Source organism: Micromonospora sp. WMMA1949, from assembly GCF_027460145.1.
Taxonomy (GTDB): Bacteria; Actinomycetota; Actinomycetes; order Mycobacteriales; family Micromonosporaceae; genus Micromonospora.
The window spans coordinates 5,810,211-5,830,469 of the sequence record NZ_JAPZBG010000001.1; the positions used below are offsets into that span (position 1 = coordinate 5,810,211).

The following is a 20,259-nucleotide window of genomic DNA, read 5'->3' on the forward strand; positions in this document are numbered from 1 at the left end:
CGGTCTCCCCTGCTGCGATCATGGACGTCCATCGCCGCCGCCCGTCGCCGTGCCGTCGCGGCCCCACCGGCCGGCACTGTTCACCCGCCGCGTGACGAACCGGATGGCACATGACGCAGCATCCGTCCCCAGGCGCCGACCCCCGGCGTCACATCGAGGGGGAACTGGTCGACCTGCTGTCCGGGATGCACCTGCTCCACCAGCCCGACAGCCGCCGGCTTCTCGTCGGCAAGCTCCGCGAGCGGCTGTCCGACCACGGCGTCAACGACTACGACAACCCCCGCATGCAGAGCATCGAGATCGTCCGCGTCTGCCTGCTCGACCTGGCCACGCTGATCGAGGTGCTCGCGTTCTTCGAGCCGGCCGCCGCCCACCTCGGCCCGCTGCACCGGCTGCGCCACGAGATCGACGCGGTCGAGCTGCTGACCGCCGAGGACTGGACCGAACTGCGACCGGCGCTGTCCGCCCACCGCCCGGACTCGCTCGGCTGGCTCTACCAGCGGGCCACCGACCACAAGACGGCCACGCCCCCGTCGTGGTGCGTCAGCGCCTGGGACGTCTTCGTCTACCTGACCGGGCAGAACGCGCCGGCGCACGGGCTGCCCCCGAACATGCTGTTCCTGGTGCTGCTCGAGTACGAGGTGGACCGGGCCACGGCCCGGGTGATCCGCGAGCGCAACCGGCGTCAGGCCAGCCTGCTGGATCTGACCGAGGACCTGGACCTGCGGCGGGCCCGGGTCAACGCCGGTGACCGGACCCCCGAGCCGTACGTCTACCTGGTGATCCAGGTCGAGCCGGACCTCGCCCCCGGCAGCACCGTCTACACCGTCTCCCACTACCGGCAGTGGCAGGGTGCGCAGGGCTGGCACTCCCGCCGCCACGGCCAGCTCACCGACGTCGCCCACGCCGACCTGGAGTCGACGGTGGAGCGGATCGTCCACCAGATGGAGATCGAGTGGTCGGACCGGCGGGCCGACGTCGCCGTCGAGCTGGTCCTGCCGGTGGAACTGCTCAACGAGGACGTCGCGTGGTGGCGCAAGGAGCCGGCCAGCGCCCACCTGGAGCAGAAGGTGCTGGCGATGGACTACCCGGTGGTCGTCCGCAGCCTCAACCGGCTGCGTCAGCCCGAGTGGCACCGGGCCTGGCGCCGCCGCTGGGAACACCTCCAGGCCGAGCCGGCACACAGCCGCCTCTTTCGCAGCCGCCCCGACGGCGCGGCGTACCTCACCCGCCTGGAGGCCGAGCTGACCGCCGACCCGCGCTGGTCGACGCTGCTGCTCAGCGCCGCGCCGACGCCGGGGAACCCGCTCGGCTTCAAGGAAGTGATGACCGCCCTGCGGGCGGGCCTGCCGGTGATCGTCTGGCATCGCACCCGCCCGTCCGACACCGAGTTCTGGGAGGAGATCCGGGACATGACCGCCGACGGACGCATCGCGCGCCTCCCGGTGCACGCCCGGCAGGCGCGACTGGACGCGCTCGCCCTGGAGCCGCACGCCGACCGGCACAGCGGCCGCCACCTGGTGGTGCTCTGGGACGACCCGGACCGCACCCCCGAGCTGCACCCGCCCGGCGACCGGCTGGGACGGCCGGCATGAGCGCGCCGGGTACCACCGACTGGCGGATCTACCGGGGCACCGGCGAGCCGCTCGACCCGGCCGAGCGGGACCGGCGCTGGCCCGCCCCGCCGCGCTGGCGCACCTTCGACGGCGGGCCGGACGAGCCGCCGGCGCCCGCCGAGGACCCGGACCTCGAGCGTCGGCTCGGACCGGTCCGGACCCGGCGGCCGGACCCACGCGAGGTGGACGTGGTGAACGCGGCGCTGCTGCTGCGCCGTCCCCTGCTGGTCACCGGCCGCGCCGGGTCCGGCCGGTCCAGCCTGGCCTACCGGGTCGCCCGGGAGCTGGGCCTGGGCCGGGTGCTGCACTGGCCGGTCAGCACGCACGACACGGTCCGCGCCGGTCTCTGGCAGCACGACCCGCTGGGGCGGGTCCGGGCCGGGCAGAGCCCCGGCCGGTCCGTCGGGGAGGAACTCGGCGAGCACCTCAGCCTCGGGCCGCTGGGCACCGCTCTGCTGCCCTACCGCACGCCCCGGGTACTGCTCATCGACGAGCTGGACCAGAGCGACATCGACCTCCCCCAGCAGCTGCGTACCGTGTTCGACGACGGCGGCTTCGCCATTCCCGAGCTGGTCCGGGCGGCGCCGCGCAGCCCCGAGGTGACGGTGCACACGGCCGACCCGGGCGGCCGCGCCACAGTGCGCGGCGGCCGGGTGCGGTGCCACGAGTTCCCGCTGGTGGTGATGACCTGCACCGAGGACCGGGCGTTCCCGCCCGCGTTCCTGCGCCACTGCCTGCGGCTGCGGCTGGCCGACCCGGACGAGGCGACCCTGCTGGGCATCGTGGACGCCCACTTCGCCGAGCGGCCTCCGGCCGCCGCCGGGCTGGTGCGGGCGTTCCTCGACCGGCAACGCGATCCGGAGGCGCCCACCCTGGACCAACTGCTCGACGCGGTGCAGCTCGCCTCGATCGACGGCGGCGAGGCCGACTGGGACCGGCTCGCCGAGGTGCTGTGGCGCGGCGGGCCGACGGCGGACCCGGAATGACCCTGCCGGCCCGGCTCTCCGTCGGCCCGGCCGGTACCGGCACGGCCCCCGGCGAGGACACGCTCGCCGAGGTGCTGCGTCCCTTCCGGCGGCTGGTCTCGTCGCGGGAACTGATCGTGTACGACGAGGAGGCCACCGCCGCGCAGGCCGAGGCGGGACTGGTCCGGCCCGTGCTGCGACGCGCCGCCCGGGCTCGCTGGGACGTGGTGCTCGTGGTGGACGAGCACCCGTCGATGACGGTCTGGTCGGCCCGGGTGCGGACCTTCGCCGCGTTGCTGCGCCGGCACGTCGCCTTCCACGACGTACGCGTGTGCCGCCTCGCCACCGGCGGAACCCGCCCCGAGGAGGTCCTGCTGCGCCGGGGCCGCGCCGGTCCGCCCGTACCCGCGTCGGCGGGCCTTCCGGTGGTGCGGCGGCACCGGATCGTCCTGGTGCTCTCCGACGGGGCGGCCCCGGCGTGGCGGACCGGCGCGGCGCTGCCGCACGTGCACGCGTGGGCGCAGCGCCACCCGGTTGCCGTCGTGCACCTGCTGCCACAGCAGATGTGGCACCGGGGCGGCCTCGCCGCGCAGCGTCTGGGCCTGCGGGCGCCCCGGGCCGGGGTGCCCAACGCCCGCCTGTGGTGGCGGCAGCCGGACCCGCTGCGGGCGCTGGCCGACCTCGGCCGGCCGGCGGACCCCGACGCGATCCCGGTACCAGTGGTGGAGCTGCGGACCCGCTGGCTGGCCGCCTGGGTGGACCTGGTCGCGGGACGCCATCCGCGCTGGGTCGATCTGCCCGCCGTGCTGGCATACGCCAGGCCGCCGCAGCCGCCCGACTGGCGCCCGCCGCAGCGGTGGGATCCGGCCGCGGCGGTACGCGAGTTCGTCTCCTGGGCGTCACCACCGGCGCTGCGGCTTGCCACCGGGCTGGCGGCGGCGCCGCTGGACCCGGCGTCGATTGCGGCGGTCCGCGGCGAGGTGGTGCCGGAGGCGGGCGACGTGCACCTCGCCGAGGTGTTCACCGGCCCGCTGGTCGAGCCACGACCGGGCCGCCCCGGCGTCGACTTCCGGCCCGGGGTCCGGGAGGAACTGCTGGCGATCGGCCGGCGGGCCGAGACGGTACGGGTGTGGCGGGCGCTCGCGGCGCGGCTCGGCCCGGACCGGCCGGAGCTGGCGGCGTGGGGCAGGGTGCTGTCCGACCCGGACGGTGTCCCGCTGGATTCCGCCGGGTCCGTCGCCGACGCCCGGATCGAGACCGCGGTGCTGCGCGCGCTGTCCGGCCGCTACCTGGGGCGGGCCCGGCGGCTGCGCACGGCGATCGAGCGGGACACGCCGGGCGAACCCGACGTCCGCGACACTCCCGCATCGCGGGGCACGAATGTCATCATGGCGGTAGGCGAAGATGCCGACGTCCCCCGTAGCGTCCCCGCTGAAGGAGCCGGTTTGTCGTCGACCCCAGTGGACGCCACCACCCCCGGCCGGACTCCCGCCGTGTGGGGCAACGTCCCGCCCCGTAACCCGAACTTCACCGGCCGCGCCGACCTGCTCGCCCTGCTGCACCGGCAGATCAAGGGCGGCACCACGGCGGTGCTGCCGCACGCGCTGCACGGCATGGGCGGGGTGGGCAAGTCGCACCTCGCCGTCGAGTACGTCTACCAGCACCAGGGCGAGTACGACCTGATCTGGTGGATCCCCGCCGAGCGCGCCACCCAGATCGGCGCCTCGCTCGTCGAGCTGGCCCACCGGATGAACCTGACCGCCGGGCCGGACGTGAGCAGCGCCCGCCTCGCCGTGCAGGAGGCGCTGCGGCTGGGCCGGCCCTACCCACGCTGGCTGCTGATCTTCGACAACGCGGAGAGCCCCGAGGTGCTCCTGCCGTACCTGCCCATCGGCGGCTCCGGCAGCATCATGATCACCTCTCGCAACCCGCAGTGGGCCTCCATGGCGCGCACGCTCGAGGTGGACGTCTTCACCCGTACGGAGAGCATCGAACTGCTCCGCCGGCGCGGCCCGGAACTCACCGACGAGGAGGCCGACCAGCTCGCCGAGGCGCTCGGCGACCTGCCGCTGGCCCTGGAGCAGGCCGCCGCCTGGCGCGCCGAGACCGGCATGCCGGCCGAGGAGTACCTGCGGCTGTTCGAGGAGAAGCGGGTCGAACTGCTCGAACAGGCGCCCCCGATGGACTACCAACTGCCGGTGGCCGCCGCGTGGAACGTCTCGCTGGACCGTCTGGTGGTCGCCAACCCGGCCGCGTTCCGGCTGTTGCAGGTGTGTTCCTTCCTCGCCCCCGAGCCCATCCCGCGCACGCTGTTCAGCGGCGCGCAGAACGCCGACATCCACCCCGACCTCAACGGCGCGCTGCGCGACCCCATGCGACTCGGCCGGGCGATCCGCGACATCAACAGGTACGCGCTGGCCCGGGTCATCCACCGCACCAACTCGATCCAGATGCACCGGCTGATCCAGGCGGTACTCCTGGACCGGATGACCGCCGCCGAACGCGACGCCATGCGCGCCAGCGCCCACCGGCTGCTCGCCACCGGCGACCGCAACGACCCGGACACGCCTGGCAACTGGCCCAGCTACGCCGACCTCTACCCGCACGTGCTGGTCTCCGGCGCGGTCGAGTCCGCCCAGGGCTGGGTGCACCAGCTGGTCTACAACGAGGCCCGCTACCTCTACTGGTGGGGCGACATGGAGGCGTCGCTGGAACTGTCCCGGCACGCCTACCAGACCTGGCGGGAACGGCTCGGCGAAACCGATCCGACCACCCTGCGGATCGGCCAGTGGCTCGGGTTCATGCTCTACCGGCTCGGCCGGCACGCCGAGGCCGCCGACCTGAACACCCGGATCCTGCGGGACCACGAGAGCGCCACCGCCGAGGACACCGAGGAACTGTTGAGCGCCCTCGGCGCGGTCGCCGCCGACCTGCGGGTCGCCGGGGACTTCGCGCGGGCCCTCGAGATCGACGAGGACGTCTACCGGCGGCACGTGGTGCTGCTCGGCGAGGACGACCCGAGCACGCTCAACGCCGCCCACAACCTCGCCGTCAGCCTGCGCCTGAACGGCGACATGCGGCGGGCGTTCACTGTCGACCAGGCCACCTACGCACACCGGGTGCTGCTGTTCGGCGAGGACCACGCGCAGACGCTGGAATCCCAGCTGAACCTCATCATCGACCGCCGGGAACTGGGCGAGTACCTGCCCGCCCGGGCCGAGATGCAGAACGTGGTGGACCGGCTGCCACTGGTCTGGGGCAGCGCCCAGACGCAGACGCTGCTGGCCCGCCGACGGCTGGCCTCCGCGGTGCGCAAGGCCGGTGACCACGTGGCCGCCCGCGCCCTCTCCCAGGAGGTACGCGACGGCTTCGCCGCCCGCTACGGCGAGGCCCACCCGGACACGCTGCTCGCCGCGTTCGGTCTCGCCGTCGACCTGCGCGCCACCGGCGAACTGGACGCCGCGGCGCAGCTCAGCGAGGAGATCGGCGAGCACTACCGGCAGCTGTTCGGCGACGAGCACCCGTACACGGTGGCGGCCCGGGCGAACCTGGCGATCGTGCACCGGCTGCGCGGGGACGCCACGCTGGCGCGGTCGGTGAACGAGGCGGGCCTGGCGATCCTCACCCGCCGGCTGGGCCGGGACCATCCGCTGGTCCTGGCCGCGTCCATCAACCTCGGCAACGACCTCTACGTGCTCGGCGAGCACCAGCCCGCGTACGAGCTGGACCAGGCGACTGTGGAGCGGGCGCGGGAGGTGTTCGGCCCGGAGCACCCGACCACGCTGATCGCGCTGGGCAACCTGGCGATGGACCTGATCGCCCTGGGCCGGGAGGCGGAGGGGCGGGCGCTGCTCGACGAGATCGGCCCGACGTTCCGCCGGACGCTCGGCGACACGCACCCGGCGACCCGGGCCGGCCTGGACCCGACCGTCCGGGGCAACTGCGACCTGGACCCGATGCCGTTGTAGCCGACACGGTCCACGGTGGCGGGCTCCCCGCCACCGTGGACGGTGGTGTCACCCGGCGGACGGCCCCACCCAGGCCGCCAGGTCCACCGGGTCGACGGGCGACGCGGTGGCGACCCGGTGGTACACGGCCCGGACCAGTTCCGGCCGGCTGCGCAGCGCCTCGGCCGCCGGGGCGTGGCCCAGCGCGGCGGTGGTCAGTCCCAGCCCGGCCCACGCGGACGGGCCGGCCGAGCCGGTCGCCAGCTCCGCGAGGTAGAGCTCGTGTGCCTGCCCGAGGTCACCGGCGGCGTAGGCCAGGTCGGCCGCGGACGCACCGGTGACCTGCTCACCGACCGTCGACGGGTCCTTACGCAACCGCGCGAAGCCCTCCGCGTCGGTGAGCCGCCACAGCAGCAGCACCGCCCGGGTGTCCAGCCGCCGCGCGCCGGGGTCCGCCTCGACCGGCGGCTCCGGGTAGTCGTCCGGACGGGCGTCGCCGGCCTCGCGAGCCGCCGCGAACGCCCGCACCGCCGCCGGGTCGGGACGCCGGTGGTGCAGCCGCCACTGGGCCCGGTGGTCGTCGACCGCAGCGTCGGCCGCGGCGAGCACCTCCGCCGGCACCGGCTCGGACCACCAGGTCTCCGCGGTGGCGGCCAGGCCGTCCAGCAGATGCCGGCCGACGTCGGTCAGCTCGGGCCGGGCGCGCAGCGCCGCCAGGGTCGCGGTGACCTGCCGCCGCCACCTGGCGAACTCGAAGTGCGCCACGGTCCGCGCCGCGCCGGTGGCCACCGGACGGTACGCCCGCCAGAACTCGGTGATCCCGACGAACGCGTACACGCCCTGGAGCAGACCACCCAGCGGGCGCGGGTCGTCCCGCCACGGCGCGTAGAGCCGCTGCGAAGGCTCGCCGGTCGTCAGTGGGGTCAGGTGCAGCAGGCCGCCGAGCTTGATGTGCTGGAACTCGTGGATCAGCGTGACAGCGAGTTCCGGCGCGTCCTCCGGCTCGGAGATGAGCATGCTGCCGAACGCGTCCCCGGCGGACGCGCTCATGGTGCGGAACCGCTCCGCCGGGCGTTGCGGCACCACCGAGAACAGGCCGCGGGCGATCGGCGCCGCGCGCTCCGGGCACACCCGGACCAGCAGGTCCCACGCCTGGGTGAGCAGCGTCCGCCAGCGGTCGATCGCCGCGACCGTGTCCAGGTCCGGCGGGGTCGGGCTGCGCAGGTTCCGGTACGGGTCGAGGAAGTCCAGCGCGACGGTCAGCGTCTGCCCGCCCGCCTCCGCCGCGACGGTGGGCAGCGCGAACCAGCCGTCCGCGCCGCCGCCGTCGCCGTGGAACGCGACCCGGTGACCGTCCAGCGCGACGGTCGCCTCGCCACCGGCGGCTGCCACCTCGGCCACGCTCCACCGTTGCGCGGCCGGCAGCACGGCGCCACCGAGTGTGGGCAACGCGGCGAACCCGTCGCGGACCGGCACCCGCAGCGTGAACGACGGCAGGCCCGCGCGTACGCCGGCGGCGGCGGCGAGGGCGTGCAGGTAGCCGAGGTCCACCCAGAGTGGACCCTCGGCGGTGGTTGTGGAGCCGCGCAGCCGGCGCAGCACGTAGCCGGCCCAGGTGCCGACGTGTGGATGCGTGAGCAGCCGGTCGACGACGTCCGGGGCGTGGCGTTGCGCCGCCACCAGCAGGGCCCAGGCGTCGGCCACCGGAGGCAGCGGACCCGCCGCCTCCGGTGTCGCGGACACCGCGTCCAGCACGGCGCGCAGTTGCAGGAGCCGCCAGCTGTGCTCGGCGGCCAGGAGCTCGTCGACGGTGCCGGCGTCGCCGCCACCCGCCGCCAGGGCCCCGAAGTGGTGGCGGCCGAGCCGGTGCCGCACCGGCTCGGCCAACGGCAGCGTGACGGTCATGCGTCCTCCACCCGGACGGCCGATATCAGTCGAGTCGTTGCGGATTGTAACCACTGGTGATGCTCTCGGGATCGTCGACACGACGCAGCAGCCGGCCCATGACCGGACCGAGAATCTCCTGGTCAAGCTCAGGAAGGCGGTCCAACGAGACCGCGTTGAGGTCGACAAGTTCAGAGTCGACGTCGATTGCGTACGGTTGATTCACGGGGAGTCATTATCCATATTGGCGGCCCTCGACAGCGGTCGCCTTGCCGATTGGCCACGGCGTGGCGCGCGACGGCTTTCGGACCACCGTCCACGAGCGGCACGATGCTAGCGTGACGTCGTGGCCACCACCACAGTGTTCGTCCACGGATTCCTCTCCTCGGACCACGTCTGGTCCGCCTTCCGCGATCTGATCCGCGGCGACCCCGCGCTCGGCGACGTCGAGACCCACGCCTTCCGCTACGCCTCGCCGCTGCTGGCCTGGCACCCACTGCGGCGGATACCGACGTTCGACGAGGTGGCCGACAGCCTGCGCACGTTCCTGCGCCACGACCTCGCCGACCGCCCCCGGCTGGCGCTGGTCACGCACAGCCAGGGCGGACTGGTGGCGCAACGCGCCCTGGCCCGGATGCTCACCGACAACGACCCCGACCTGGGCCGCCTCCGCCTCCTGCTGATGTACGCCTGCCCGACGGCGGGGTCCGACCTCGGCCTGCCGGCACGCCGGACGCTGCTGCGCAACCCGCAGGAGCGGCAACTGAGGCCGCTCAACGCCGCAGTGCTCGACGCCCAGCGCGCCGTGCTGCACCGGCTCGTGCACGTGCCCGAGCCGTCGATGCGGGTGCTGGCGTTCGCGGGCGAGAGCGACGCCGTGGTGCCGCCGGCGTCGGCCCGCAGCGTCTTCCCGGACGCCGGTGTGCTGCCCGGTGACCACTTCAGCATCGTCCGGCCGGACTCACCCCAGCACCGGTCCTACGTCGTCCTGCGGCAGGCGCTGTGGCACCTGGCCGACGACGAGGTCCGGCCACCGGCGCACCCCGTTCCGCGGCCCCGCACGGCCACCGCGGCGTCGTCACCGCTGAACGACAGCGAGCTGGTGGACCTGCTCCTCGAGGTGCCCGGGATGACCGACCCGGCGTTCCGCGCGCAGGCGTACGCGCGGTTGCCGCTGCGCGTACGCGAGCAGTTGTCCCGGCCCGGGCCGGCGCGGCTGGAACTGCTCGCGGCGCTCGGCACGTTGCGCGACTACCGGCACCTCGCCCCCGGCCGGGCCCTGGCCGACGCCCTGGCGGCCCTGGTGCCGGAGCACCCGGTCGTCGACGAACTGCGGGAGCGGCTGGTGGCCCTGGACGCGGGCTGACCGGCACCGCCACGGCACGCGGTCAGAGCGCGACCAGCTCCGTGGGAGTGGCGTTGAGCCGCTGCCCGCCGTCGGGCGTGCAGACGACGATGTCCTCGATCCGGGCGCCGTGCCGCCCGGCGAGGTAGATCCCGGGTTCGACCGAGAACGCCATGCCGGCCTGGAGCGGCAAGCGGTTGCCCGTCACCACGTACGGCTCCTCGTGGCCGTCGAGGCCGATGCCGTGCCCGGTGCGGTGCAGGAAGGCGTCGCCGAAACCGGCGGCGGTGATGACGTCCCGGGCGACCGCGTCGAGGGCTTCGGCGGTCACTCCCGGCGCGACCGCGGCCACGGCGGCGCGCTGCGCCTCCCACAGCACCGCGTAGTAGTCGGCGAACTCGGCCGGGGCGGGGCCGCCGGCGACGTACGTGCGGGTGCAGTCGGAGCGGTAGCCCGACGGCATCGTGCCGCCGATGTCGACCACCACGGGCTCACCGGCGCCGATCGGGCGGTCCGAGGTGCCGTGGTGCGGGCTCGCGCCGTTGGGGCCGGCGGCCACGATGACGAAGTCGACAGCGGCGTGCCCGGCGGCCCGGATCGCGGCGGCGAGGTCGGCGGCGACCTCCCGTTCGGTGCGGCCGGGGCGCAGCCACTCCCCCATCCGCAGGTGCACCGCGTCGATCGCGGCACCCGCCTCGGCCAGCGCGGCCACCTCGGCCGGCGACTTGCGGATCCGCATCTCGCGCAGCACCTCGGAGGCGAGCCGCTGAGCCACGCCGGGCAGGACGTCGCGCAGCGCGAGGACCTGCTGAGCCCACATCCGGTCGGCCAGCCCGACGGCGCGGACCGGCCCCGGTAGCGCCGCGCGGACGAGCGGCCACGGGTCGGTGCCGTCGGCGTGGTCGACGATCCGGAACCCGGCGCCGGGTGCGGCCTCGGCGTCCGGCCGTTCCAGCACCGGCACGATCAGCGTCGGCTCGCCCTCGGCGGGCAGCACCAGGCAGGTGAGCCGCTCGCCCTCGCGGGCGTCGTAGCCGGTCAGGTAGCGCAGGTCGGAACCGGGGGTGAGCAGCAGCGCGTCCAGGCCCGCCGCGGCGGTGGCGCGCTGGGCGTCGGACAGCCGTGCGGCCGGGTACAGCTCCTCGATTCCCACAGCCGCAGCCTAATGTTCGTTCGGGTGCGGACGGGAGCCCGTCCGGTGCTCACACACACCGGCCGTCCGGTCCGCCTCGATCTTGGTCATGCCCGACGCCTGGAGCAGCTCCAGGGGGGCGGCGAGCGCGTTCGCCGTACGCGGCACGGCCAGGTCCGGGGCGTTGGGCTCCACTGTGCCCAGCAGGACGGCGGTGCTGCCGGCCTGCACCATGACGGCGCCGCCGCCCCGGATCACCACCGCCCGACGATGACATACCGGCGCAGCCGCTCGTACGCCTCCCGGACGTGCCGGCGCGCCACCGGAACGACAGCGGTCACGGCACCGCCCGTGCGCCCGGGCGCCACAGGCACGACGGCTCGGACTCGATCACGCCCTCCTCTACCCGGCGGTCACGCCGGTATTCCCGCGGCTCCCGCTTGCGGGGGCGAGCGATCATGGAGGGGTGATCCGTTTTCTGCTGAACCTGCTGTGGCTCGTCTTCGGTGGCGGCTTCTTCCTGGCCCTCGGCTACGGCGTGGCCGCCCTGATCTGCTTCGTCCTCGTCGTCACCATCCCCTTCGGCGTCGCCTCGCTGCGGCTCGCCCTGTACTCGCTGTGGCCGTTCGGGCGCACCATCGTGCCCAAGCCGGGCGCCGGCCTTCCCTCCGGCCTGGCGAACGTGCTCTGGGTGGTGCTGGCCGGCTGGTGGCTGGCGCTGTCGCACATCCTCGCCGGTGTCGCGCTCTGCGTGACGATCATCGGCATCCCGTTCGGGGTGGCGAACTTCAAGCTGGTCCCGGCGGCGCTGTGGCCGCTCGGCCAGGAGGTCGTCGAGACCCCGTAACCCGCTCCCCGGCCCCGGTGCCGCCGGGTCGAGGCCGGGCGAGGTCTGCTGCGCCGGGCAGGCCGGCGGACACCGGGACAGCTTCCAGCCGTTGTCGACGCCTGTCCGTCTGCCCGTCCCTCCCCTTCCGGTCCGCGCGCCCGCGCCGCCCCCGGCGGGTGGAACGTCATGGGCGTCTCCGCCCGTGTTTGACACCCATGACGTTCCACCCACCGGTCGGCACCCTTCCGGCAGCGAGCGCACGACCAATTGGCGGGATACGCGTCCCGACTCCTGGGAACGCTCCAGATCTTGGTACGAAAAGGCCCTCATTGGGGCCGTCTCGTACCAAGATCTGCCGAGGGCCTGGCGCACCACCTCTACGGCGTCCTAGGAGGATGGGGTGGTTGCTGGAGGGACGCGAATGGGGCTCGCGGGGCGGGTTTGCTGGCTAGCGTCGGAGGGGTGCGGGACGGGGTGATCGAGACGCTCAAGGCGGACCCGGAGATGTCCGGTCTGCGCCGCTCGCTGGACTTCTATCACGGCGACCCGGTGCGCGACGCCGCGCTCGACGCGTTCTACGCCCCGCTGGTCCGCGCCGGTGACCTGGTCTTCGACGTGGGCGCGCACGTGGGCGACCGGCTGGGCAGCTTCCGCCGGCTGGGTGCGCGCGTGGTGGCTGTCGAACCGCAGCCGCTGTGCGCGCGGGCGCTGCGCGAGATGTACGCGGGCGACGACGCGGTGACGGTGGTGGAGGCGGCGTGCGGGCGTACCGCCGGGCCGGTGGGGTTGCACGTGAACTCGGCCAACCCGACGGTGTCCACCGCCTCCCCCGGGTTCGTCCGCGCCGCCGACGGCGCGCCCGGCTGGGAGGGCGAGACCTGGGACGCCCGGATCGAGGTGCCCGGCACCACGCTCGACGCGCTCGTGGCCGCGTACGGCGTGCCGGCGTTCGTGAAGATCGACGTGGAGGGGTTCGAGGACGCCGTGCTGGCCGGGTTGAGCCGGCCGGTCCCCGCGTTGTCGTTCGAGTTCACCACCATCACCCGGGTGCTGACGGCGCGCTGCCTGGACCGGCTCACCGCGCTCGGCTTCACCCGGTTCACCGTGGCGCTCGGTGACGAGATGCGGTTCGCGCTGCCCGGCTGGCACCAGGCGGCCGCTGTGGCCGCGTACCTGCGCGCGTTGCCGGACGAGGTCAACTCGGGCGACGTGTACGCCCGCCCCTGACCATCCATTTCGGACGGCCGAGGGCCGGGAAACAAGGCATCGACCCTGTTCATCGCCGTGATCGGCAGACGCCCAGCCGGGACACTTTTTTCAAGGCTCGAACTTAGGAGTACATCGTTACTCATCTGTGATTGACGGGACCGACGCCACTTGGGTTGACTGCCACGGAACCGCTTCCGCAACCGGTTCCGAAACACCCCGCTCATCCCTGCGATCCGGGAGCGTCACGTGCCGATCACCATCGCCGACGTCGCCACCCGCGCCGGGGTGAGCAAGACGACGGTCTCCCGGGTGCTCAACGGCAAGGGCGAGGTGCACGTCCGCACCGCCGACCGGGTCCGCGCCGTGATCAGCGACCTCGGGTACGTACCCAGCGCCCGCGCGGTCGGGCTGGCCCGGGGCCGTACCCGGGTGGTGGGGATGCTGGTGCCGGCGCTGACCTGGCCCTGGATGGGCGAGGTCCTCCAGGGCGCGGCCGACGTGGTCGAGGCCGCCGGCTACGGCATGCTGCTGTTCACCTGCACCCACGGCGACGAGTCGATGCGCCGGTTCGCCTCCCAGGTCTCGGCCAAGTCGTTCGACGGCCTGCTCGTGGTCGAACCGGAGGGGACGCTCGACTACATCACCGAGCTGCACCGGCGCGGCCTGCCGGTCATCCTCATCGACGATCGGGGCCACCAGCCCGGCTTCCCGTCGGTGCGGACCACGAACGAGGACGGCGCCCGGGCCGCCGCCACGCACCTGCTGGCGCTGGGCCGGCGCCGGCCGCTGGTCGTCACCGGCCTGCGCCGGTTCGGCTGCACCCGGGAACGGCTCGCGGGGTTCGCCGGCGCCTACGCCGACGCGGGCGTGCCGATCGAGCCGGACCGCGTGGTGGAGGGCGACTTCACCTTCGAGTGCGGGCGCGCGGCGGTTCGGCGGCTGCTCGCCGACGGCGTACCGTTCGACGCCGTCTTCGCCCACAACGACCTGTCGGCCGCCGGTGCGTTGCAGGCGCTGCGCGACGCCGGGCGGCGCGTCCCGCAGGACGTGGCGGTGGTCGGCTTCGACGACCTGCCGCTGGCCGGGCACACCCACCCGCCGCTGAGCTCCGTGCGCCAGCCCCTGCGGGAGATGGGTACGGCCGCCGCCCGGCTGCTCATCGGCCACCTCGCCGGCACCCCGCTGCCGGACACCCCGACCGTCATCCCGACCGGCTTCGCCGCCCGCGACTCGACCGGCGCGGACGAGAACACCAGCGACCCGATCGACGCCCACGTCACCTGACCCCCCACCCCGCCGGACCCGGCGACCACGCCGGCGGGCCCGCCCGCCGGTGGCTCCACCGCACACCCTCCATCCACCACATCCCGCCCGAGGAAATGCGGGACCACCGAGGGAGACCTCCATGAGAAGACGGCAACTCCTCGCCCTCGCGCTGGCCGGCGCGATGGTCACCGGCGCCGCCGCCTGCGGCGACAGCCCGAACGCGAACAAGAAGAGCGGCCAGGCCGCGACGGTGCTGAACGTCGGCATGCCCAACGGCCCGCAGGCGGAGAACAACAACCCGTTCCTCACCACCTCGGCCGGCGCGTCGCTCGGCTACCGGTGGCAGATCTACGAGCCGCTGATGATGTGGAACCCGGTCAAGCCGGCCGAGCCGTTCAAGCCGTGGCTGGCCACCAAGGCCGAGTGGTCGTCGGACTACAAGTCGGTCAAGGTGACCATCCGCGAGAACGCGACCTGGTCCGACGGGCAGAAGGTCACCGCCGAGGACGTCGCGTTCACCTACAACCTGGTGAAGAAGTTCCCGGCCCTCAACGACCAGGGTGTGCCGTACACCGACGCCGTCGCCAGCGGCAACGAGGTCACCATCTCGATGGCCAGCCCGCAGTTCGTCAACCAGCAGAAGGTCCTGTGGCGGGTGCCGATCGTGCCCAAGCACCTGTGGGAGAAGATCGCCGACCCGGCCACCGACCCGGTGAAGCAGCCGGTCGGCAGCGGCCCCTACACGCTGAAGTCGTTCACCCCGGCGACCACGACGCTCTCCGTGCGCGACAGCGGCTACTGGCAGGACCCGCCGAAGGTCAAGGAACTGCGGTACACCTCGTACACGGACAACAGCGCGCAGACCACCGCACTGGCGAACGGCGAGTCGGAGTGGAGCTTCGTCTTCATCCCGAACTACCAGACCGTGTTCGTGGCCAAGGACCAGAAGAACCACAAGATGTGGGCGCCGCCGGTGCTGGGCATCCACGGCCTCTACGTGAACACCACGAAGAAGCCGTTCGACGACCCCACGCTGCGCAAGGCGATGAACATGGTCATCGACCGGGCGGACATCTTCACCACCGCCGAGGCGGGCTACTTCCACCCCGAGGTCAAGAGCGTCACCGGTCTGCCCAGCCCGGCCGGTGACTCGTTCATCGCGCCCGAGTACAAGGGCCAGGAGCACAAGGTCGACGTCGAGGGCGCCAAGGCGCTGCTCACCGGCGCGGGCTACAAGCTCGACGGCACCACGCTCAAGGACAAGAGCGGAAAGCCGGTCACCATCCGGCTCACCGACCCGGCCGGCTGGTCCGACTACCAGACCAGCCTGGAGATCGTGAAGGGCAACCTGGCGAAGATCGGCATCGTGGCCACCGTCGACAAGGCCAACCAGGACGCCTGGTTCCGCAACGTCGAGCAGGGCAACTTCGAGGCCACGTTCCGGTGGACCGAGAGCGGCGCCACGCCGTACGACATCTACCGGACCATCATGGACGGCCGCGTGCTCAAGCCGATCGGCACCGCCTCCCCGGCGGGCAACTTCGGCCGGTTCCAGAGCAAGGAGGCCACCGACGCGCTGGTGTCGTACGCCAACGCCACCGACGACGCCACCCGCACCACCGCCATGGCCACCCTGCAGAAGATCTTCGTCGAGCAGATGCCGATGATCCCGGTCGGCGCGGACAACATCGGCGGCGCGTACAGCACGAAGAACTGGACCGGCTGGCCGGACGACTCGAACCCGTACGGCGCGCTCCAGCCCACCCAGCCCAACGCGGTGGACGTGGTGCTGCACCTCGAGCCGGCCAACGGCTGACCCGGTGCCGCCGGCCCGGCCACGATCGCCCGGCCGGGCCGGCGGCGCCCGCCCCTCGCTACCGGCAACCCCAGACAGGAATGCGGCATGACGTTGACCGAGAGCGCACCGGCGCCGGCCGACGAGGTGGTGCTGGAGGCCGTCGGCCTGACCAAGCACTTCCCCGTCCGCCGGCGGCTGCGTGACCTCCTCTCCCGCACCCCGGCGGTGGTGCACGCCGTCGACGACGTATCGATCGCGCTGCGCCGCGGCCGGGTGACCGCGCTCGTCGGCGAGTCCGGCTCCGGCAAGTCCACAGTGGCGCGGCTGCTGGCCCAGCTCTACCCGCGCACCGCCGGCGACATCCGGCTGCACGGCGAATCGACCCGGGTCCGCGGCGGGCGCCGCTTCCGGGCGTACGTGCGCCGGGTGCAGCTGATCCTGCAGGACCCGTTCGCCTCGCTGAACCCGGTGCACACGGTCCGCTACCACCTGACCCGGTCGCTGCGCATCCACGGCAACGCCGGGACCGGCCCGGACGGGCTGGAGAAGGCGCTCGCCGACCTGCTGACCCGGGTCGCGCTCACCCCGCCGGAGCGCTACCTGGACGCGTTCCCGCACGAGCTGTCCGGCGGGCAGCGCCAGCGGGTGGCGATCGCGCGGGCGCTCGGCGCCGACCCCGAGGTGCTGCTCGCCGACGAGCCGGTGTCGATGCTGGACGTGTCGATCCGCCTCGGCGTGCTCAACCTGCTCCAGGACCTGAAGGACCGGCTCGACCTGGCGATCCTCTACATCACCCACGACATCGCCTCGGCCCGCTACTTCGCCGACGAGACGATCGTCATGTACGCCGGGCGGATGGTCGAGGGCGGCGACAGCGAGACGGTCACCCAGCGCCCGGCCCACCCGTACACCCGGTTGCTGATCGAATCGGCGCCGGACCCGGAGCGGATCACCGGCGCGGGCGGCGACGGCGCGGCGGCGGGCGAGCGGGGGCACGGCGAGCCGCCGAGCCTGATCCGCCCGCCGGCCGGCTGCCGGTTCCACCCGCGCTGCCCGGCGGCCATGCCGCGCTGCGCCACCGACCTGCCGCCACCGATCCCGGTCGACGACGCGCCGGGGCACTGGGCCGCGTGCTGGCTGTTCGACGCCGAGACCGTCGCGGCGGCGAAGAGCGGAACCGACACGGCCGGGACGGAGGCGGCCCGGTGAGGTTCCTGCTGCAACGGGTGGCCTTCTACCTGTTCACCGCCTGGGCGGCGATCACCCTCAACTTCTTCATCCCGCGGATGGTGCCGGGCGACCCGGTGCAGTCGCTGATCTCCCGCAACCAGGGCCGGATCAGCGCCGACGCGATCGCGTCGCTGCGGGTGCTGTTCGGGCTGGACTCCGACCGGTCGCTGTGGGAGCAGTACGTCGCCTACTGGGGGCAGCTCCTGCGCGGCGACCTGGGACTGTCGTTCACGTTCTTCCCCGCCCCGGTGTCGGAGGTGATCGGGAGCAGCCTGCCGTGGACCGTCGGCCTGGTCGGCGTCACCACGATCGTCAGCTTCCTGCTCGGCACCGCGCTCGGCGTCGGCGCGGGCTGGCGGCGCGGCTCGTGGATCGACGGGCTGCTGCCGGCCACCACGTTCCTGTCCTCGATCCCGTACTTCTGGCTGGGCCTGGTCGCGATCGCGCTGTTCGCCGGGCCGGGCAGCTTCTTCCCCTCCTCCGGCGGCTACGAGCCGGGCCTGGTGCCGGCGTTCGACGCGTACTTCGTGCCGAGCGCGATCCAGCACAGCATCCTGCCCGCGGCGACCATCCTGGTGTCGTCGATGAGCGGCTGGATCCTCAGCATGCGCAACATGATGGTCACCGTCGCGAGCGAGGACTACATCACCGTGGCGCACGCCAAGGGGCTGTCCGAGCGCCGGGTGGCCCTCAGCTACGCCGCCCGCAACGCGCTGCTGCCGAACGTGTCCGGGTTCGCGCTGTCACTGGGCTTCATCGTCGGCGGCACGCTGCTCGTGGAGATCGTCTTCTCGTACCCGGGCCTGGGGTTCCAGCTCTTCCAGGCCGTCGGCGCGAAGGACTACCCGCTGATGCAGGGCATCTTCCTGATCATCACGATCTCGGTGCTGGTGGCGAACCTGCTCGCCGACGTGGCGTACCTGCTCCTCGACCCGCGGACCCGAAAGAGCTGAACGATGACACTCTCCCCGTCCAGCATCGAGCAGGTCATCCCCGGCCAGGGGGCGATGGCGCAGCCGTCGGCCCGGGCGCGCCGCCGCCGGTTCCGCTTCGTCGCCAACGCCAAGGCCGCGACCGGCCTCGCAGTCCTCGGGGTCTACGTGCTCCTGGCGGTGATCGGGCCGTGGATCGCGCCGTACGACCCGGACGCGCGCAGCGCCGACGTGCTCCAGGCGCCCTCGGCCCGGCACTGGTTCGGCACCACCCATCTCGGGCAGGACATCTTCAGTCAGATCCTGGTCGGCGCGCGCAGCGTGATGGTGGTGGGCCTGACCGCCGGCGTGCTCGCCACGATCCTGTCCGTCCTCATCGGCGTGACCGCCGGTTACCTGGGCGGCGCGGCCGACGAGGGCCTGTCGGCGGTGTCGAACGTGTTCCTGGTGATCCCGGCGCTGCCGCTGATCATCATCGTCACGTCCCTCGTCGACCAGGCCAGTGACACGCTCGTGGCGCTCATCATCGGCCTCACGTCGTGGGCCTGGGGCGCCCGCGTGCTGCGCGCCCAGACGCTGTCGTTACGCCGCCGCGACTACGTCGAGGCCGCCCGGGCCACCGGCGAGCGGACCTGGCGGATCATCGGCTTCGAGATCCTGCCGAACCTGACCGCGATCATCGCCTCCGGCTTCGTCGGCACCGTCATCTTCGCGGTGATGTCGGAGATCACCCTGGCGTTCATCGGCGTCTCGTCGATGACGTCGTGGAACTGGGGCACGATCCTGTTCTGGGCCCAGGGGCAGCAGGCCCTGGCGCAGGGCGCCTGGTGGTGGTTCGTGCCGGCCGGGCTGGCCATCGCGCTGCTCGGCACCGCGCTCGCGCTGATCAACTTCGGCATCGACGAGTTCGTCAGCCCGCGGCTGCGCACCGGCGGCCGGACCCGGATCCGTACCGCCGACGGCCGCACCGTCGCGATGCGCGTCGGGTTCACCCCGGTGCTCGCGCCGAACCCGGCGCCGGTCCCGATGCGGCGGCCGGCGGACCCCACCCGAGAGGACGCGACCCCATGAGCGACCAGGTGCTGGAGATCCGCGGGCTGTGCGTCGACTACGGCGTCGGCGCGGACGCGGTCCGTGCGGTCCGCGACGTCGACCTGACGCTGCACCGCGGCGAGGTGCTCGGCCTGGCCGGGGAGAGCGGCAGCGGCAAGTCCACCCTCGCGTACGGACTCACCCGGTTGCTGCCCCCGCCCGGCGTGGTCAGCGGCGGCCAGGTGATCTACCACCCGGCCGACGGCCCGCCGGTCGACGTGCTCACGCTCAGCCCGGCGAAGCTGCGCGAGTTCCGCTGGGCGGAGACGTCGATCGTGTTCCAGGGCGCGATGAACTCGCTCAACCCGGTGCACAAGGTCTCCACCCAGCTGCTCGACGTGATCCGGGCGCACGAGCCGAAGAGCACGGCGGCGGGCCGGCTGGCCCGCGCGAAGGATCTGCTGCGCCTGGTCGGCATCTCCGCCGACCGGCTGGACAGCTACCCGCACCAACTCTCCGGCGGCATGCGGCAACGGGTCATGATCGCGATGGCGCTGGCGCTGGAACCGCAGGTGGTCATCATGGACGAACCGACCACCGCGCTGGACGTGGTGATGCAGCGGCAGATCCTCGGCCAGCTCGCCGAGCTGCGCGAACGTCTCGGCTTCGCGGTGCTGTTCATCACCCACGACCTGTCGCTGCTGGTCGAGTTCTCCGACCGCATCGCGATCATGTACGGCGGCCGGATCGTCGAGGAGGCGCCCGCCGCCCGGCTGTACGCCGAACCGCTGCACCCGTACACCGAGGGGTTGCTGCACTCGTTCCCGGCGCTGCACGGGCCGCGCCGCGAACTGACCGGCATCCCCGGCTCCCCGCCGGACCTGCGTGCCATGCCGTCCGGGTGCGCGTTCCACCCCCGCTGCCCGAAGGCGTTCGACGGGTGCGACGAGCAGGTGCCGGTGCTCGGCGCGCCGCGCGTCGACGACCCGGCGCGGGCCGTCGCGTGCCATCTGCACCCGGCCGTCGCGCCGCTGTCCCGCTGACCCGCCCGACACCACCACCCGCCAACCGCGA

Annotated in this window: 16 protein-coding genes and 1 pseudogene; 13 read left to right on the forward strand and 4 right to left on the reverse strand. The window is 73.4% G+C overall.

The window, feature by feature from the left end:
• The first annotated feature begins 110 nt into the window (after positions 1 to 110).
• The 4 genes and pseudogenes from O7607_RS27185 (at position 111) to fxsT (ending at position 6,549) form a co-directional block, all read left to right on the forward strand.
• Entirely contained in the window at positions 111 to 1,595 is a 1,485-nt protein-coding gene (locus O7607_RS27185; protein WP_269706244.1) for a VMAP-C domain-containing protein, read from the forward strand.
• Entirely contained in the window at positions 1,592 to 2,602 is a 1,011-nt protein-coding gene (locus tag O7607_RS27190; protein ID WP_269706245.1) for a MoxR family ATPase, read from the forward strand. The genes O7607_RS27185 and O7607_RS27190 overlap by 4 nt, the downstream gene beginning before the upstream one ends.
• A pseudogene (locus O7607_RS27195) lies at positions 2,527 to 3,675 on the forward strand (SAV_2336 N-terminal domain-related protein); the annotation flags it as partial. The gene O7607_RS27190 and the pseudogene O7607_RS27195, both read left to right, overlap by 76 nt.
• 168 nt (positions 3,676 to 3,843) lie before the next feature.
• A complete protein-coding gene (gene fxsT, locus O7607_RS27200; RefSeq protein ID WP_442929544.1) occupies positions 3,844 to 6,549 on the forward strand; it encodes an FxSxx-COOH system tetratricopeptide repeat protein in 2,706 nt (901 codons plus the stop codon).
• A gap of 48 nt (positions 6,550 to 6,597) precedes the next feature.
• Here fxsT and O7607_RS27205 read toward each other — a convergent pair whose 3' ends face one another.
• Both O7607_RS27205 and O7607_RS27210 read right to left on the reverse strand, forming a co-directional pair.
• Positions 6,598 to 8,433: an HEXXH motif domain-containing protein gene (locus O7607_RS27205; RefSeq protein ID WP_269706247.1), complete on the reverse strand. Its 1,836-nt coding sequence runs from the start codon at positions 8,431 to 8,433 to the stop codon at positions 6,598 to 6,600.
• A 25-nt stretch (positions 8,434 to 8,458) separates the two neighbouring features.
• Positions 8,459 to 8,638 carry a hypothetical protein gene (locus O7607_RS27210; protein ID WP_269706249.1) on the reverse strand — a complete coding sequence of 60 codons (180 nt, stop codon included), beginning with the start codon at positions 8,636 to 8,638 and terminating at the stop codon, positions 8,459 to 8,461.
• 120 nt (positions 8,639 to 8,758) lie between these two features.
• On the opposite strand from O7607_RS27210, the gene O7607_RS27215 reads away from it, so the two are divergent.
• Entirely contained in the window at positions 8,759 to 9,778 is a 1,020-nt protein-coding gene (locus O7607_RS27215; protein WP_269706251.1) for an effector-associated domain 2-containing protein, read from the forward strand.
• Positions 9,779 to 9,800: 22 nt separating this feature from the next.
• Here O7607_RS27215 and O7607_RS27220 read toward each other — a convergent pair whose 3' ends face one another.
• On the reverse strand, positions 9,801 to 10,910 hold the full coding sequence (locus tag O7607_RS27220) for a M24 family metallopeptidase (protein ID WP_269706253.1): 1,110 nt from the start codon (positions 10,908 to 10,910) through the stop codon (positions 9,801 to 9,803).
• 9 nt (positions 10,911 to 10,919) lie between these two features.
• Complete coding sequence (locus O7607_RS27225) at positions 10,920 to 11,150, reverse strand: hypothetical protein (protein ID WP_269706255.1); 231 nt, start codon at positions 11,148 to 11,150, stop codon at positions 10,920 to 10,922.
• Between the two features lie 205 nt (positions 11,151 to 11,355).
• On the opposite strand from O7607_RS27225, the gene O7607_RS27230 reads away from it, so the two are divergent.
• The 8 genes from O7607_RS27230 (at position 11,356) to O7607_RS27265 (ending at position 20,228) form a co-directional block, all read left to right on the forward strand.
• A complete protein-coding gene (locus O7607_RS27230; RefSeq protein ID WP_269706257.1) occupies positions 11,356 to 11,736 on the forward strand; it encodes a YccF domain-containing protein in 381 nt (126 codons plus the stop codon).
• 486 nt (positions 11,737 to 12,222) lie between these two features.
• On the forward strand, positions 12,223 to 12,945 hold the full coding sequence (locus O7607_RS27235) for an FkbM family methyltransferase (RefSeq protein ID WP_269707088.1): 723 nt from the start codon (positions 12,223 to 12,225) through the stop codon (positions 12,943 to 12,945).
• A gap of 228 nt (positions 12,946 to 13,173) precedes the next feature.
• A complete protein-coding gene (locus O7607_RS27240; protein WP_269706258.1) occupies positions 13,174 to 14,211 on the forward strand; it encodes a LacI family DNA-binding transcriptional regulator in 1,038 nt (345 codons plus the stop codon).
• Between the two features lie 121 nt (positions 14,212 to 14,332).
• Positions 14,333 to 16,009, forward strand: coding sequence for an ABC transporter substrate-binding protein (locus O7607_RS27245; protein WP_269706260.1), 1,677 nt, complete (start codon positions 14,333 to 14,335; stop codon positions 16,007 to 16,009).
• Between the two features lie 87 nt (positions 16,010 to 16,096).
• Positions 16,097 to 17,200 (forward strand): ABC transporter ATP-binding protein, encoded by a 1,104-nt coding sequence (locus tag O7607_RS27250; RefSeq protein WP_269706262.1) that lies wholly within the window; start codon positions 16,097 to 16,099, stop codon positions 17,198 to 17,200.
• Complete coding sequence (locus O7607_RS27255; RefSeq protein ID WP_269706264.1) at positions 17,197 to 18,174, forward strand: ABC transporter permease; 978 nt, start codon at positions 17,197 to 17,199, stop codon at positions 18,172 to 18,174. Before O7607_RS27250 ends, O7607_RS27255 begins: the two co-directional genes overlap by 4 nt.
• A 3-nt stretch (positions 18,175 to 18,177) precedes the next feature.
• Positions 18,178 to 19,224 (forward strand): ABC transporter permease, encoded by a 1,047-nt coding sequence (locus tag O7607_RS27260; RefSeq protein ID WP_269706266.1) that lies wholly within the window; start codon positions 18,178 to 18,180, stop codon positions 19,222 to 19,224.
• Positions 19,221 to 20,228 (forward strand): ABC transporter ATP-binding protein, encoded by a 1,008-nt coding sequence (locus O7607_RS27265; RefSeq protein WP_269706268.1) that lies wholly within the window; start codon positions 19,221 to 19,223, stop codon positions 20,226 to 20,228. The genes O7607_RS27260 and O7607_RS27265 overlap by 4 nt, the downstream gene beginning before the upstream one ends.
• The last annotated feature ends 31 nt before the right edge of the window (positions 20,229 to 20,259 follow it).